We start from the raw sequence: 16,967 nt of genomic DNA, 5'->3' as shown, positions 1-16,967 counted from the left end.
GTTTTAACCGAAAAAAAAATAATAATAAGTGTTTTTTTAACAAATAACTTTTTTGGGTTAAGATAGCTTTTGGAATACTAAGCAAATTTTTGGACTTTTGGCGCAAGCTAATTCAAAAACAAATTTTATGAAACAGAAGTTGACGTGGATGTTGACACCTTTATTGGTGCTCTTCATGACATTTTCCTTTGCACAGGAAAAAACAGTGACCGGTGTTGTAACCGATCAAAGCGGTTTGCCTTTACCGGGAGTGTCCGTTGTAGTTGTTGGAACAACTAACGGGTCTCAAACAGACTTTGATGGTAATTATGCCATTAACGTAAATTCAGGTGAAAAATTAAGATTTTCTTACCTAGGTCAAAAAACAGTGACGATGAGTGTTGGTGCATCCAATACCATTAATGTACAATTAGAGGAAGATGCTGAGGCATTAGAAGAGGTTGTTGTAGTAGGTTATGGTTCTAGGTCTAAAGAACTTTCTACATCTGCAATTTCTACAGTTTCTGCTGAGAAAATCGAGGCATTTGTGCCTTCTACTAGTATTGATAACATTTTGCAGGGTCAAGCTGCAGGTGTTCAGGTAACTGCTGCAAATGGTAGGCCGGGTAACACTGCCTTCGTTCAAATTAGAGGTGTTGGTTCAATTAATGCACAAACTACTCCTTTATATGTTATTGATGGTGTTCCAATTCCTATCGATACTGAAAGAGATTTTAACCCAATTAGTAACTTGAACCCAAGTGATATTGAGACATTCTCTATATTAAAAGATGCGGCTACCGTTTCTAAATACGGTTCTCGTGGTGCTAATGGTGTTATTTTAATTACCACAAAAAGAGGTAAGGCTGGTGAGGCTCAAATTAAGTTTTCGTCATCATATGGTTTTGGAGAAAAAATTCCAGATAATTTTGATGTTATGAATGCATCTCAAAAACTAGAATTAGAGCGTCAATATGCTGCTTTAGGTGTTGGTGCGGCAACTAGTACGCCTGGTGCGACTTCTTCTCCAGAGGAGCTTGCAAGATTGATATCCTTAGATACCGACTGGCAAGATGCTTTACTTAAGAACTCGATTATTCAATCGAACAATCTTTCAATTTCTGGTGGAGACGAAAAACTAACTTATTTCTTGTCTCTAGGTTATGATAAAAATTCGGGTATCATTCAGAATATTGATGGTTTCGAAAGAATTTCTACTCGTTTAAATACCAATTATCAAGCTAAAGATTGGTTGAATATTGGAGCTAATGTTTCTGTATCTCGTAGTACTACAGATTTACCAAGAGATAGAAATAATGTGCAGAATCCTATTAGTGCTATGTACACTTACAATCCTTATGAGCCTTTATTTTTGACCAATGATGATGGTTCTTTAGTAACGGATAGTCAGGGTGAAAATGTATATAATCCTACAAGACAGGGTTTTTCGGTTGCTAATGCATTGATTACTGAGCCAGAAAATACAAGAAATTTACTATTGATAGGGAATTTGACGGCAGGAATGACTTTTGGCGATAAATTTTCTAATAATTTTAGTGTTGGTTTAATTAGTAATAGGTATAATAGAACTAGCCGTTCTTTGGCTGGTGGAGTATTGAATTCTATTGTTGGTTCTGCTGCTTTCCCGGGTACTCAGACAGATGAGTTAGAGGTTGATTTTGAATATAACGTTAATAACGTTTTTACATATTCAGATACTTTTAACGGCGTTCATAATTTTTCAGCTAGTTTCTTGTTAGAGTACAATGAAAATATTTCCACAGATTTGTTGGCTGCGGGTAGAGGTTTTCCTACGACGAGCATTCCTTATTTAGATGTAGCTGCTGAAGCGACTACGGTTGGTTCTGTAGAGTCTAGAAGAATTTTATTTTCTCAAGGTTTGTTTGCTGATTATGATTATGATGGTAAATATATACTTTCTGGGTCTGTAAGACGAGATGGTTCTTCAAGATTTGGACCTGATAATAAGTATGGATATTTCTATAGTGGTAGTGCGGCATGGAACATTGCTAACGAAAGCTTTATGGAAAACTCTATATTTAATACATTGAAATTAAGAGCTTCGTACGGTACTTCTGGTAACCAGAATATTGGTGATTTTCAATATTTAAACTTATTGGATTTTGCTAATACATATAATGGTCAAACAACAGCTTTACCTGTAGGTGTAGGTAACCCGCAGATCCAATGGGAGTCTCAGGCTATTTTTGATATTGGTGTAGAATTTGGTTTGTTCAACAATAGATTAAATGGTGTTGTGGATTACTTTAAGAAAAATTCAAATGAATTACTTTTGGATCGTCCTATTTCTTACACTGTTGGAGATGAGAATAACTCTATATTTTCTAATATTGGCGAAATTCAAAACTCTGGTGTTGAAATTTCTTTAAGCGGAGATGTTATTAGAACACAAAACTTCAAATGGACGCTAGGTGGTAATATTACCTTTATTGATAATGAAGTTGTTGAATTAGTTGATGGGGAGGATATTGTTACTGGTACATTCGGTGATAACATTTTGCGTGTTGGTGAAGAAATCAATTCTTACTATGCAGTTGAATATGCTGGTGTTAACCCTGCAAACGGTGAGCCTTTATATTATGATTTAGATGGTAATGTAACTAATGAGTTTAGTGATAGTTTTCAGCAAATTCAAGAAGGAAAATCTCCAATAGCTGATTTTGAAGGTGGTTTTTATACTGCATTTTCTTATAAAGGTTTTGGTCTAAGAGGTGATTTTGTTTATAAGGGGGGTAATTATATTTATAATTTTCAACGTTCTGCAGGAATTTCTATTGGAAACATAGCTAGCAGTCAAAGAGTTGAAGCTTTTAACTACTGGAAACAACCAGGTGATACTGATGTTTTGCCTAGTCCTGTATATCAAAGTAACGCAGATCAAACTTCAACAAGATTTTTGGAAAAAGGTGATTACTTAAGGTTACGTACTCTTACTTTAGATTATAACATGCCTAGAGATATGATAGACGGTTTTGGTTTAAATTCTTTACGATTCTTCGTAGCTGGACAGAATTTATTTACAATTACTGATTTCAATGGTGATCCAGAAGTTGGTTTGGGTTCTGCAGAATCTGGTGAGCCTGGAGATACAGGTTTCGTACCTGGATCATTCAACCTATTTAGCTATCCAAACACAAGGTCTTTTACTTTTGGTGTTGAAGTAGGATTTTAAAAACAAAAAAAAAGTTAAGAAATGAAAAATAACATAAAATTATTAGTTCTTTTATTTTCGTTCGGGTTCTTTATGTCCTGCGATGATGAGTTGAATGACCTACAACCGTTTGTAGAAGGAAATCCAGAAACATTTTTCACAAGTGTATCGGCATTCCAGAACGGTGTAGATGGAGCTTACAGGCAATTGTTTAATTACTATTCTGATCCAGGCTCTGGTTTACAAGGTATTCCTGACATTCTTTCAGATAATGTTATTCTTGTAAGAACAGGTAGAACTTCAAACAGTAATTACTTTGATTATAGATATGTAGCAAGTACCGGTGGTGCAATAGATTTGTACTGGAGTGAAGCTTATGAAGCTGTAAATGTTGCCAATTTGGTAATTGCTCAAATAGATAATTTAGCTGATGGTCCTGAAAAGGATAATATCTTAGGTCAGGCTTTGGCAATTAGAGCTTGGGCACATTTCGATTTAGTTAGGCTTTATGGAAAAATACCAACACAATCTGCTGATGCAAATGCTTCTTTAGGTGTTGTATATATTAAAGTAGAAGATGGTGATACAGAGGATCCTTTAGCTGAGCCAGTAAGAGAAACTGTTGCTAGTAATTATGCTGAGATTATTGGTGATTTGGAAAGAGCTGTTCAATTAATAGGAGATGATAATGGAGAAGGAAAGCTTGACACCAATGGTGTTAACGGACTTCTTTCAAGAGTTTATCTTTATAACGGGGATTACCAAAAAGTAATTGATGCCGCTGATAAAGTTGATGTAGAGTTAGCTACGGCTGAAGATTTAGAAGGATTGTATACTGATTCAAATGAAGCAGGTTTAGTGGTAGAATTGGCTATTAATACTTCATCTGAAAGTACAGGTAATAATGTTGGTGTTTTATATAGTCAAACTACAGCTTCTGATGTTTTGGAATATGCTTTTGATTTTGATTTCTTCAATAGTATTGATGAAGATGATTTAAGATTGGGAGTAATTTCTTATGTTGGTGAAAATAGTGGTAATCAATATAATGCAATTGCTAAATTTCTTGGTGAGACAGGTGAAGTTAATGGACGTGTAGATGTTAAGGTTATGCGTGCTGAGGAAGTTTTATTGAATAAAGCTGAAGCACAATTTGAATTAGGGCAAGATGCTTTGTCAACCCTTAATGAGCTAAGAGATTTAAGGTACGTAGCTTATGATGGTGGTGAAGCTGGTCAGAATCTTGAAGATGCTATTCAGTTCGAAAGAAGAGTTGAATTGTCATTCGAAGGTCATAGATTCTTTGATTTGAAACGTCGTGGAGAAGCTGTTATGCGTTCTACAATGGGTGACATTATTGATGGTACTGGAACTCCTCCAGATTTTCCAACTTTAGATGCTGATAATTTCAGATTTCAGTTGCCAATTCCTATTGCTGAAATTAATGCTAACCAAAACATAGTTCAGAATCCTGGCTACTAAAAACCATATAATTATGAAAAAATATATATTAATTATTGCGGTACTATTTGCTTTTGTTTCTTGTGAAGAAGAGAATATAGTATTTGATAGTGAAAATGGCCAAACATTCGCCAACTTTTCAGAAAGTTCTATTTTGGTGCCAACTCCTGCGGAAGGGGCTACAACAACGGTAGATGTATTTGTTACTACCAAAGCGGATAGTGATAGAACTATTTCCTTGGAGGTTGATCCTTCATCAAAGCAACAGCAGATCAATATACGATTAGCGGTTTAACGATTCCGGCTGGAGCTTACCAAACTACACTTACTATTACCAGTAATTTTGATGCTTTACCAGACTTGGGTAGAGCGAATCTTGTACTTAATTTAGTAGATGTTTCTGATCCTAGTAATGATCTTGTGTTGACAGAAACACCGTTAGCATTAGAGTTTTTTAGAGAATGTCCAATTACCCCTGGTGATTGGGTCATTAATATGACTGATTCTTTTGGAGACGGTTGGCAAACTAGTACGGGTAATGGAGGTGCTGGTCTAACTATTACTTTAGATGACGGTACAGTATTAGAAGTTGGTCTTTGCTCTCCTTATGCTGAAGAAGTGGGTACTTTTTTAACAGAGGGCGAGTGCACACCTAATAATGGATTAGAAGGAACAGCTACCATTACAATACCAGAGGGTACTACATCCGCTGAATGGTTCTTTCCAGGAGACCAATATGGTGAGATTGGATTCGAAATTATATCTCCAAATGGTAATGTTGCCGGGGGTTATGAAAGTGCAGAAGCTGGTTCTATTACAGTTGATTATTGTAAATAAGAGTTTAATGTTTTATTATGTATATAATGATGTTAGATTTTTACAACTTTGTATAAATCAATAATGATTTAAATACATTATTATATTATTTATTTAAAATCAGGCTGAAGCAATTTAGCCTGATTTTTTTTGGACTAAGTTTTAGTTTATTCCATCGACATATTAATTAACTTAATAACCATATAATATGAAAGTTTCGTTTTTAACCAAAATCTTTAGTTTATTTCTCTTGGCTTTATTTTTAGCATGTTCATCAGATGATGATAAAGTTGTTGATGAAATAGAGCAAGAAGAAGAAGTTATTGAAGAAGAGGAGCAAGAGCCTCAGTTACCAGCTGAAGTGGTTTATCCAATAGAAGGAGAAACGGGAACAATACTATTGAATAATAAATTATTATCTCAAGAAGGTTATGTATTGGTGAATGAGTCTTCTGATGACCGGGTGTATTTAATGGAGAAAGATTCCGCTCTGATTGTTCATGAATGGAATTTAGAATTTGGACTTGGGAATGATGTTGAATTATTGGCAGATGGGAGATTGCTTGCTTCATTAGGAGTAGAAACTCCAGATTTTAGTTTTGGTGGTTTTGGAGGAATTATTCAATTGATAAATCCAGATAGTACAGTAGATTGGGAGTTTATTTACGCTAATCAAGACCATATAATTCATCATGATGTTGAGATGCTACCTAACGGAAATATTCTGGCCATAGTTTGGGATTTAAGAAGTACTGAAGAGTTAAATGCTATTGGTTATTTAGGTGAAGAAGAGAAGGTGTACACAGAAACTATTATAGAAATAAATCCTAATACGGATGAAATAGTTTGGAAATGGGAATCATGGGATCATATAGTACAAGATGTAGATGCTACTAAATCACGATTTGGAGTAATTAGTGAGCATCCAGAATTAGTAAATATCAATTATATAGATGTACTGCGTGAAACTGTAGTGCCAGATGGAGATATAATGCATGCAAATGGTTTTGATTATGATGAGGAGAATGATATAATTTATATGACTATCAATAACTTTAGTGAGGTATGGGTTATAGATCACAGTACAACTATTGAAGAAGCAAAGTTAAATACGGGTGGTAACTATGGTAAAGGCGGAGATTTGTTATACAGATTTGGTAATCCTTTAGCTTATGAAAACGCCTTGGGAGAGAGAACGTTCTACAATAATCATTTTCCCAACCTTTTGGAGAATGATGTGCCTGGTGATGGCAACATATTAGTATATGCTAATGGTAATGGAGATTCTAAACAATCTGTTGTATACGAATTAATTATACCATCAGAATTTAATTTACAACCCAATAAGGATAATGAATTGAATGTAGTTTGGAGCTATACCAGAGAAGGGTTGTATGCACCACGGGTATCAGGTGCAGTTAGGTTAGATAATGGCAATACTTTAATAACTTCAGGTACTTCTGGTGTAATAGAGGTAACGAATGAAAAAGAAGTTGTTTGGGAGTTCGAAGGCACAGGTTTTTACTGGAGATCTTACCATTATAATCTAGATAGTGATGCTACTTCTTTTTTGAATGCTGAAATTCCATAAACGGAGTTTTAAGTCATGTTATAGAATAAAGCAAACAGCTATGTTATTTTTAAGTTTTTAATAACATTTTTTAGGCACATCAATTAATAATAAACAATTAAATTGAAAAAAATTAATGAATAAAATGATTAAAAAGTTCACAGTCTTTACAATTGCTGCTTTTACTTTCAATAGCATAAATGCTCAAAACGCCTACTCGCCAGTACCAGAAGAAGGTATTGTAAATTTTGTTACTAGTAGTACAGAAATAGAGCCTACAAAAGCAAAAGGTACTCCTTATTTAAATGAAGAGTTTGTTCATGGAGAAGTTATTGTAAATGATAAGGTTGAAGAAATTGGGAAGATGCGCTATAACGCATATAGAAATGAAGTAGAGATTTTAGATAATATATCTAAAGATTCATTTTACTCCTTATTAAAGCGAGCTTATATAAAAGTAGAAATTGGTGGTAAAATGTATAGTATCTATACATATGTTGATACTGATGAATCTATAAAAACAAGCTATTTTACGAATTTGAACGAAGGTAATTTGAAGTTGTTGTTTAAGCCAGAAGCTTTGTTAAAACAAGCTCGTAGTCCTAGTACATCTTATGAAAAGTACTCTCCGCCAACTTATGTGTGGAATAGTTCTTATTATTTATTAGATGAAACTAACTCTGATGCGGAAAACCATGCAGTGAAAGTAAGACTGACTAAGAAGCAGATTTTAGATTTTACAGGTTCAAGAAAGGAAGAGATGAAGACGTATGTAAAGGAAAACAATCTTAATCTTAGGCATGAGGAAGATGTAGTTGCCTTTTTAAATTACTACAATACATTGTAGAAACTAATTAAATTTAGAATAAAAAAGCCAAAGGAGCAATTGCATCTTTGGCTTTTTTAATTTCAATTACTCTACTCGAAATTCAAACAATTCTGAGTTTGAAGTATTTTCAAAAGAATCTGTAGTAACAACTTTCCAATAGTAGGTTGAACCTGAACTTATATTCACTTCTATATTTGGTTCAGTAGTAGAACCTAAAGAAGTAGTAGGTGTTTCTACGGTGTCGAACAATACTTCGTAAGAAACAATATCATCATCAACATCAGAAGTAGACCATTCTAATGTAATGGTGGTGTTCGCATTAGAAATTGTAGAACCTCTCTGCGGACTTATGGCAACAGCAGGAAATGGAGCGTAATTTTCAATTCCTGGTCCTTGATTATAAAATGTCCAGATATCACTTGTTGCGGTAGATGAAGTACCGTTGGCAAGTGAAATTACATACCATTCATACGGCGTTCCTCTATTTATACTCACCTCTTTTTGGTTGGTGGCTGAAATAGCCGTGGTAATACTTCCTGATTCAAGGTTCTTGATTTTTACTTCATAAGAATCTGTATTCTCAGCAGCTGACCATTCAAAAGTGACGGTGCTTTTGGTTTCATCATTAGTATTGATAACACCTTCATTACATTCGGTATTATCTTCAGGAAAAACCAAAGTAGCTGCGTCTGGGTCTATAACTGTAGGAACAACAGGATCAACTGGGTTTTCATTGTCAGAGCCTCCGCCACAAGAAACTACTAGTAAGCTGGAGAAAAATGTAAAGGTTATATATTTTAATGTTTTCATTTTCTTATGATTTTGTAATTAGATAGGGTGTTGCCAGATTTTATATTTAAAATATAGACTCCGGTCGCTAATCCATCTACACTTAATTTAATTTCGTTGTTAGTAGATTTCATTTGCTTGGATAGAATGCTTGTGCCATTTACATTAAACAACGAAATAGTTACTTCTGGTGCAGCATTAGTGCCCAAGTAAATAGTTAAATCGCCACCTTCAATAGGGTTTGGATAGATAAACAAATCATCACTTAATACTATTTTTTCAGTATAAACCCCTTGACAATCCAGGTCTGTTTTAACGGTAATCAACGTAGTTACATCTTCCAAAGGCAAAGTAATTTCTTTGGCAGAGGTAGAGTACATCTTCTCATTTAAGAATATGGTGTATAATTCTCCTCCAGAGAAGCTTAATGTAACTTCATTGTTCAGTGAACTGATTTTAGCTGAAACAGATAAAGCGTCTGGCTCAGATATAGTTAAATCAAAGCAGGCTTCATAATCTGCTTGGCCTTCAACTGTAATACATAATTGATAATCTCCTGCAGCTAAATCAGCAAATGTATTTTCGTCTGTAAAGCTAGCATTTGTGGTGCCGTCAGTATTTGAAAGCACTGCATTGTATACGTGAGAAGTGTTTGCAGCCGATATTAAAACACTACCGTTGTCACTTGAGTTGCATGCGCCGCCAGTAGTCTGAATTTGGAAGTTAGTGTTTGGTAAAGAGAAAACTTCACAACCTTCAACATTAACTATGGTTCCGTTTGGTGTATCGTCGCATTGATCAATATCATTTGGTACACCGTCATTATCGCTATCATTATCACAGAGATTACCAATACCATCTAAATCATCATCTTCTTGATTTGGGTTTGCCATTAAGGGGCAATTGTCATCAACATCTAAAATTCCGTCGTTATCATCATCAGTATCACAAACATCACCTTCTCCATCATTATCCGTATCTAACTGATCGGCATTTGCCGTTAGCGGGCAATTATCATCAATATCTAGAATGCCATCGTTATCATCATCTTCATCATCTGCAGAACCGTCAACAACTAAGTCATCAATGATGACACCTTCTTGGGTAACCGAAGGGTCAGACTGAAAAACAATTCTAAAGATGACATTGGTTTCACCAGTAAGGTCTTGTTCTCCATTGGCTGCATTCAAATTAAAATCATAAGCATATGCTGTCATTTCGGTGCCATCACCCGTCCATTGAGCTCCAGGGCAATTTTGGCAATCGTCTGCTTCCTCAGAAAGAGCGTTGGTTCTATCGCTATTATACCAATTGGGTTCACTATTGATATTTCCTAGAATACCCCAATTAGTTCCTCCGTCTATAGAGTATTCGGCATATACGATATCGAAGTTTAATTCAAGATCAAAAGCCATGTTGAATTTAAGAACTGGTGCAATAATAGTTGTCATATCATAACAATTACTAAGAAGAATAGCCTTAGTGCTATTTGGATGGTCACCACTTAAGTTTGTTCCATAAACATTACTGCCAGATGTAGCTGTGTTTAAGTTTGTTCCCGTAGGTATTCCTTTTTGCCAGACACTTTCAGAATTGCCATCATTATAGGCGATCAAAGATTCTTGCTCGGTTTCAAAAGTATTTATTTCTCCGCCTGAGCCAGCGGTGTTTAAAAAGAATCTATTTTCTAAAGTATTGTTGTCGTCGTAGCTATCGTTCTCAATTGTAGCGGTTAATTCTATGTTAGACTCGCCAAAAGTAACTGCAGTTTCTAGTGGCAGCTCTATGGTTACCGTTTCATTACTAAGTAAATTCCCTGTCCAGTTAAAGGTTTGTAGGCTGTTACCATTAATTGAATATTCAATATCAACAGACGTAATAGCATTGATACCTTGGTTTTCAACAGTAGCAGTAGGAGCAAAATTGCTACATAATACTTGATTTGAATTAGGTGTTATAGAAACTAATCTAATTTCATTATCTGGTATTTGTACAGGTATGGTAGATTCCCAAACACCTCTACCATACGTAGATGCTATTATTTTTTCGTCGTCTAAATTAATTTCAATATCACTGATGGCAACATTGGGCAAATTAGTGTAATATTCTTCCCATTCTGTTAATGAATCGTCAAGTCTGTAAACACCTAAACTAGTACCAACGTAAATTGGGTTATCGGTATGCCTGCCTTGGTGTGCAATTGAGAAAAATGCTTGATCTGTTGGTATGTCAAATGTTATATTTTCAGAAATCGTCTCTGTTTCACCAATAGTAACTTTGAATACACCTCTTTCTGAAGGTTGGTCGCTAAGAGCAATACCTACTCTGTTAGAAGTTGTTACGTAAATAATATTACTATCATTAGAATTAATGGCAATATCAGAAATTTCAGAATCCATAACTTTAATTAAGCTAAAAGTAATTCCACCATTTCTACTTCTGTATAAAATGTTGCTTTCGGCAGCAAATATGGTTTCAGGGTTATTAGGGTCTATTTCTATATCATCAATATTGCCAGAGCCAATAGAAGAAGAAATTTTATTCCATTGATTGTTTTCTAACTTATATAAAGCGTCAAAGCCTGCGTAAACAGAACCATCAGAGCTTATAGCTAAAGGTGTGACCCAATTACCTTGAATAGTATTCCCATTTGCATCTGTTGGAGCACCGACCACACCTACCGATTGGCCAGAATCTGAAGATATGAATAGGCTGCCGCCGAATTGTACAAATCCGTAGACAAGACTACTGTTGTTAGGGTCAATTTCATAATCCATACCGTCACCTCCGGTAAAAACATTCCATTGTCCTTGGTCACGAATAAAACCTGCGTTATCTTGAAGACCGCCTGTTATTTTCTCAGAATCGTTTTTGGCAACAGATATTCTATAAAATTGACTAATGGAAATACCGGCAGTATAATCTGTAAATGTGCTACCGCCATTTTCTGACATATATATACCACCATCACTACCTACGTATACTTCGTTATTGAATATTTTAATGGTATGTATATCTGCATGAGTATAACCTTGGTCTGTTACGTTCCATCTATTTATTCTAATAAAGGTGTCACCGCCATTAGTACTTTTCCATACATTCAAGCAGCCTGTGTATATTTCGTTGAAATTTGTTGGTGAAATTTCAATTGCTAGATCAAACCAAGCTTGGTTTGATTCAAATATATCTTGTTCGCTTGCAGTTTTGGTAAATGTATCACCACTGTCTAAAGATTTGTAAAGTCCGCCAAAAGCAAAACTGTTACCACCTGTTTGGGCTCTTAATACATATACTCCTGTAGGGTTTGCTGCACTCGTACCTATTACCAATCTCCCGGAATTAGACGGTAGACCATCTGTTATTTCGGTAAAGGTGTCCCCGCCATCAGTAGATTTTATAAACGTATTTGAAGTTACAGCGTATATGGTATTTGGGGAATTTGGTTTAAGTTTAAAATCTTGAATATTACCAGCCCTTTTTACTTCCCAAGTTGCACCGGCATCTGTTGACTTTTGAAGACCAACACTAGTACCCACCCAAATGATATTGGAGTTTGTTGGGTCAATGGTAATTTCGTTCATTAATAGATTAATATTGGAAGTGCTTGGGTTAAGTCCTGTTTCGTTCCAACTATTTCCGCCGTCAACGGACTTAAAGACACCTACACTATAAGAATCTGCAGCATCGTCATCACCTGTGGCAATGTAAATAATTTGTGAGTTATTTGGGTCAACGGCAATTCCTGAAACCCCAATCTGTGGAAAGTCATCAAATAGGTTAACCCAAGATGAGCCTCCGTCAATAGACTTCCAAATTCCACCAGCTGGCGCACCTACGTACCAAATGTTTTCATTATTGGGGTCTACTGCTATAGCGTTTACTCTGCCTTGCCCAGAAAGTGCCCCTGAATAGGTGTCATGGGTAAAAGGACCTATGGAATTCCAATTTGCTGTAGGATTTGTTTCTTTGCCTATACCTTCTTGTTTACTTTTCCAAGAATCCCACAATTGAGATGAAGTTGGTAGTTTTCCATTTTCGTCAATATAATAGGTCCAATAATTCTCCCATCTTTTGTAGGGTTTAAAACCACTACCTTTTTTAGAAGAATCTTTATCGCTCCAGTATTCATTAAAGGCATTAGATATGTCATATAAAGAATGTGTGTTGGTGGAAGATTTAGAATTTTGTTGATTTTCTTTTAGATCTTTCATCCATGGAGCATTCTCATTGAACTGAGCAGATGCTGAAATAATCGCTAGTAATGCGAAAACATTAAAAAACAGTACTTTCATTAACATTTTTTTATAAAAATCAGAAAAATATTCCTTTAATTAATAATGTTCACAGTTAAATTTTAATATTAGTTTGGTAATCCTTTATCATCAGGTTATTAAAGTCGACCAAACTTTCACATTTACTTAGCAACAAAAAAATTAACTTTGCAAGGGTAACAAAGCTTCATGAAATATATAATTCTAGTTTTATTCTGTTTAATTGCTTCGGTTGGTATAAGTCAAGATGTAATCGAAAAGTCTGAAAAAGAGAGAGATTCGCTTCTGCGTCCTAAAAAGACTAAGCCTATAAATCCAAAAGATAAATTACAAAATGATTCAATTGTTTTAACGATAGAGGATTATAAAATTATTTCATTTGAAAGAGACACTACTTTTTTGGATACCACACTAACTATTAAAAAAGAATACAAGTATAATTATCTGCGAGAAGATGATTTTGAGCTAATGCCGTTTGGTAATATTGGTCAAGCATACAATGAATTGGGTGTTGATTTTGAAAGAGTAGCGAGTTATCCAAGCTTAGGGGCAAAGGCAAAAGACCGAAAATACTTAGAGAAAGAACAAATTAATTATTATAATGTTGCCACGCCAATGACCGAGTTGTTTTTTAAAACAACCTTGGAGCAAGGTCAGCTCTTAGATGCGAATTTGACATTTAATACCTCCAGAAGGTTAAATTTCTCCATAGGGTATACTGGTTTTCGTTCGCTTGGTAAGTATAATGATACTCAAATAGAATCTGGCAATTTTATTACGACAACAAATTACTTGTCTAAAAACGGAAGATATGTATTAAGGGCGCATATAGCTGCTCAGAATATTTTTTCTGAGGAAAATGGCGGTCTGTCCGATAAAGAAGAGCAGTTTGAATCTGGTGATGAAGATTTTATTAATAGACCAAGGGTAGATGTTTATTTAGATGATGCAAGTAATAAAATATTAGGTAAAAGATATTACTTGGACCATACCTACAAATTAGTGAGAACACAGTTAGATTCTACTCGTTTCGAAAAAACTTCATTGTCTTTGGGTCATATATTTGATTATGAAACTAAATATTATCAATTTGTAGAGACAGTTAGTGATACTTTATTTGGTGATGCTATTTTAAGTACTATTGATGATAAGGCTATTTTAAAGACCTTTTATAATGAAGTTAATGCTGAATTCTACAATAGAACCCTAGGAAAGTTAACAGGGGGTGTTAATGTATATAATTATGATTATTATTTCAATAGCCGTCTTACGCAAGCAGATGGTGCCGTTATTCCAAGCAGATTAAATGGAACAGAGTTTGGGATAGTAGGTAGGTATGAAAAACGAATAGGTGAATTTGATTTTAAAGCTGATTTAAAGTATAATATTTCAGGAGAATTAGCGGGTAACCTATTTAATGCGTCGGCTTCGTATAACATTAATAAGAAGAATAAGTTGAGATTCTCTTTGCATACCTCTAGTAGAATGCCAAATTTCAATTATCTATTATACCAAAGTGAATATCTCAATTATAATTGGAACAATAGTGAAGTGTTCGAGAAAGAACGTGCTAGTAGTTTAAAAGGAGAATTGCTTTCCAAAACTTGGGGTAATCTTATGGTTAAGTATAGCAATCTAGATAACTATACCTATTTCGCCCCGGTTTCAGATGCTACTATTGAAGATGATATGGAAAATGCATTCATAAAACCTTTACAAGAGAGCAATACCGTTTCGCATTTAAAGGTGAAGTATGAAAAAGAATTCAAGGTAGGTATGTTTGCATTGAACAATACTGTTATGTATCAGAATGTAACTCAAGATACCCAAGTATTAAATGTGCCTCAGTTGGTAACAAGGAATACCCTGTATTTTTCTTCAGATGTATTTAAGAAAGCAATGTACTTGCAAACCGGTATTACATTTAAATATTTCTCCAGTTATAATATGAATGGTTACAATCCTATACTCGGTGAGTTCTATGTACAGAATAAAGAAGAGTTAGGTGGGTATCCTTTATTGGATTTCTTTATTAATGCCCGTATAAAACAAACCAGGGTTTATTTAAAAGCGGAACACTTTAATGCCGCTTTTTCTGGGTATGACTATTACGCCGCACCTAATTATCCATACCGTGATTTTGTAATACGCTTTGGTTTAGTATGGAATTTCTTTTCTTAATCATTTTACTGTAGTCTGTAAAACATTGAAAATAGGGGTGTTGAAAGAGTGTTTTAGTCTAACTGATTAGCTGTCAAAACCTTAGCTTTTAATGATTTTGTTACAGCTATAATCAACACAAAATCATGCAGTTAGCGTCGGTGTAAATTTTTCTTTAATTTTATTTAAAAAAATGGTTGTGTAATTAATAATAGTGTGTACATTTGCACCCCGCTAGCGAGGAAGATTGATTTGGAATCGGGAGTAGGAAAAAGGTTCTTAGATATGTTGTTTTGGTTTGACGAAAAAAAGAAAATAATTTTTTTTCGATAAAAGTTGTCAGGTTAAAAAACAGTTGTATATTTGCAGCCGCTTAGGGAAACACCTAAGGGAAACTAGGCGGGAAAATCGAGAGATTTTGAGCTGAGTGGATAGAAGTTCATTGAAATATTGTGGAGATAAGAATCGAGTTCAGGTGAGGACCTGGGCGAGAGGAACAAGAATTAAGGAAACATGAAAATTCATTATGTCTTAGGACATATATAAGGAATTGAATCGAGAGTCGGGGCCGGGAAAGATTTTGACTTCGTTGGGACGAATATTTACAAAACAACGATGAAGAGTTTGATCCTGGCTCAGGATGAACGCTAGCGGCAGGCCTAACACATGCAAGTCGAGGGGTAACATTTGTGCTTGCACAAGATGACGACCGGCGCACGGGTGCGCACCGCGTATGGAACCTACCTTGTACAGGGGAATAGCCCAGGGAAACTTGGATTAATGCCCCGTAGTACCGTGACCCGGCATCGGGATACGGTTAAAGCCTTCGGGCGGTATAAGATGGCCATGCGTCCCATTAGCTAGTTGGTAAGGTAACGGCTTACCAAGGCTACGATGGGTAGGGGCCCTGAGAGGGGGATCCCCCACACTGGTACTGAGACACGGACCAGACTCCTACGGGAGGCAGCAGTGAGGAATATTGGACAATGGAGGAGACTCTGATCCAGCCATGCCGCGTGCAGGAAGAATGCCCTATGGGTAGTAAACTGCTTTTATACGGGAAGAAAAAAGAGTACGTGTACTCTACTGACGGTACCGTAAGAATAAGGACCGGCTAACTCCGTGCCAGCAGCCGCGGTAATACGGAGGGTCCGAGCGTTATCCGGAATTATTGGGTTTAAAGGGTCCGTAGGCGGGCCGATAAGTCAGGGGTGAAAGTTTGCAGCTCAACTGTAAAATTGCCTTTGATACTGTTGGTCTTGAGTTATAGTGAAGTTGCCGGAATATGTAGTGTAGCGGTGAAATGCATAGATATTACATAGAACACCGATTGCGAAGGCAGGTGACTAACTATATACTGACGCTGATGGACGAAAGCGTGGGGAGCGAACAGGATTAGATACCCTGGTAGTCCACGCCGTAAACGATGGATACTAGCTGTCCGAGGCCTTGAGTCTTGGGCGGCCAAGCGAAAGTGATAAGTATCCCACCTGGGGAGTACGTTCGCAAGAATGAAACTCAAAGGAATTGACGGGGGCCCGCACAAGCGGTGGAGCATGTGGTTTAATTCGATGATACGCGAGGAACCTTACCAGGGCTTAAATGCATATTGACAGGTCTAGAGATAGATTTTCCTTCGGGCAATTTGCAAGGTGCTGCATGGTTGTCGTCAGCTCGTGCCGTGAGGTGTCAGGTTAAGTCCTATAACGAGCGCAACCCCTACCGTTAGTTGCCAGCATGTCATGATGGGGACTCTAACGGGACTGCCGGTGCAAACCGTGAGGAAGGTGGGGATGACGTCAAATCATCACGGCCCTTACGTCCTGGGCCACACACGTGCTACAATGGTAGGTACAGAGAGCAGCCACGTCGCAAGGCGGAGCGAATCTATAAAACCTA

9 protein-coding genes and 1 rRNA gene (1 of these 10 running past the window's edge) are annotated in these 16,967 nt (G+C 36.1%); 8 read left to right on the top strand and 2 right to left on the bottom strand.

The features are described 5' to 3' along the window. Positions 1-127 precede the first annotated feature (127 nt). The 6 genes from P177_RS16205 to P177_RS16180 all read left to right on the top strand — a co-directional run bounded on the left by P177_RS16205 (position 128) and on the right by P177_RS16180 (position 7,866). Positions 128-3,193: a SusC/RagA family TonB-linked outer membrane protein gene (locus P177_RS16205; protein ID WP_036156423.1), complete on the top strand. Its 3,066-nt coding sequence runs from the start codon at positions 128-130 to the stop codon at positions 3,191-3,193. Positions 3,194-3,214: 21 nt separating this feature from the next. After that, a complete protein-coding gene (locus P177_RS16200) occupies positions 3,215-4,654 on the top strand; it encodes a RagB/SusD family nutrient uptake outer membrane protein (RefSeq protein WP_036156421.1) in 1,440 nt (479 codons plus the stop codon). Positions 4,655-4,667: 13 nt separating this feature from the next. Further along, on the top strand, positions 4,668-4,928 hold the full coding sequence (locus P177_RS16195; protein WP_036156419.1) for a hypothetical protein: 261 nt from the start codon (positions 4,668-4,670) through the stop codon (positions 4,926-4,928). Between the two features lie 65 nt (positions 4,929-4,993). Beyond that, entirely contained in the window at positions 4,994-5,470 is a 477-nt protein-coding gene (locus P177_RS16190) for a hypothetical protein (protein ID WP_036156417.1), read from the top strand. A gap of 229 nt (positions 5,471-5,699) precedes the next feature. Then, positions 5,700-7,040, top strand: coding sequence for an aryl-sulfate sulfotransferase (locus P177_RS16185; RefSeq protein ID WP_245233055.1), 1,341 nt, complete (start codon positions 5,700-5,702; stop codon positions 7,038-7,040). Positions 7,041-7,155: 115 nt separating this feature from the next. Further along, positions 7,156-7,866, top strand: a complete 711-nt coding sequence (locus tag P177_RS16180) for a hypothetical protein (RefSeq protein WP_157486596.1) — start codon at positions 7,156-7,158, stop codon at positions 7,864-7,866. A 66-nt stretch (positions 7,867-7,932) separates the two neighbouring features. On the opposite strand, the gene P177_RS16175 is transcribed toward P177_RS16180, so the two are convergent. Next, positions 7,933-8,658, bottom strand: coding sequence for a hypothetical protein (locus tag P177_RS16175; protein ID WP_051941880.1), 726 nt, complete (start codon positions 8,656-8,658; stop codon positions 7,933-7,935). Next, on the bottom strand, positions 8,655-12,929 hold the full coding sequence (locus P177_RS16170) for a thrombospondin type 3 repeat-containing protein (RefSeq protein ID WP_245233054.1): 4,275 nt from the start codon (positions 12,927-12,929) through the stop codon (positions 8,655-8,657). The genes P177_RS16175 and P177_RS16170 overlap by 4 nt, the downstream gene beginning before the upstream one ends. A gap of 168 nt (positions 12,930-13,097) precedes the next feature. Between P177_RS16170 and P177_RS16165 the strand changes: the two genes are divergently transcribed. Together P177_RS16165 and P177_RS16160 are read left to right on the top strand one after the other, a co-directional pair. After that, on the top strand, positions 13,098-15,089 hold the full coding sequence (locus P177_RS16165; RefSeq protein ID WP_036156409.1) for a putative porin: 1,992 nt from the start codon (positions 13,098-13,100) through the stop codon (positions 15,087-15,089). A 591-nt stretch (positions 15,090-15,680) separates the two neighbouring features. Beyond that, a 16S ribosomal RNA gene (locus tag P177_RS16160) occupies positions 15,681-16,967 on the top strand (it continues 240 nt past the right edge of the window).

This window comes from Maribacter forsetii DSM 18668 (assembly GCF_000744105.1).
Lineage (GTDB): Bacteria > Bacteroidota > Bacteroidia > Flavobacteriales > Flavobacteriaceae > Maribacter > Maribacter forsetii.
The sequence above is the reverse complement of the archived record's forward strand: the minus strand, read 5'-3'. Positions and strand labels throughout refer to the sequence as shown.

Excerpts from the sequence above, each read along its gene's own strand:
- P177_RS16195 (WP_036156419.1), top strand. The coding sequence starts at position 4,668 with ATGAAAAAATATATATTAATTATTGCGGTACTATTTGCTTTTGTTTCT.
- P177_RS16175 (WP_051941880.1), bottom strand. The coding sequence starts at position 8,658 with ATGAAAACATTAAAATATATAACCTTTACATTTTTCTCCAGCTTACTA.
- P177_RS16170 (WP_245233054.1), bottom strand. The coding sequence starts at position 12,929 with ATGAAAGTACTGTTTTTTAATGTTTTCGCATTACTAGCGATTATTTCA.
- P177_RS16165 (WP_036156409.1), top strand. The coding sequence starts at position 13,098 with ATGAAATATATAATTCTAGTTTTATTCTGTTTAATTGCTTCGGTTGGT.
- P177_RS16205 (WP_036156423.1), top strand. The coding sequence starts at position 128 with ATGAAACAGAAGTTGACGTGGATGTTGACACCTTTATTGGTGCTCTTC.
- P177_RS16180 (WP_157486596.1), top strand. The coding sequence starts at position 7,156 with ATGAATAAAATGATTAAAAAGTTCACAGTCTTTACAATTGCTGCTTTT.
- P177_RS16200 (WP_036156421.1), top strand. The coding sequence starts at position 3,215 with ATGAAAAATAACATAAAATTATTAGTTCTTTTATTTTCGTTCGGGTTC.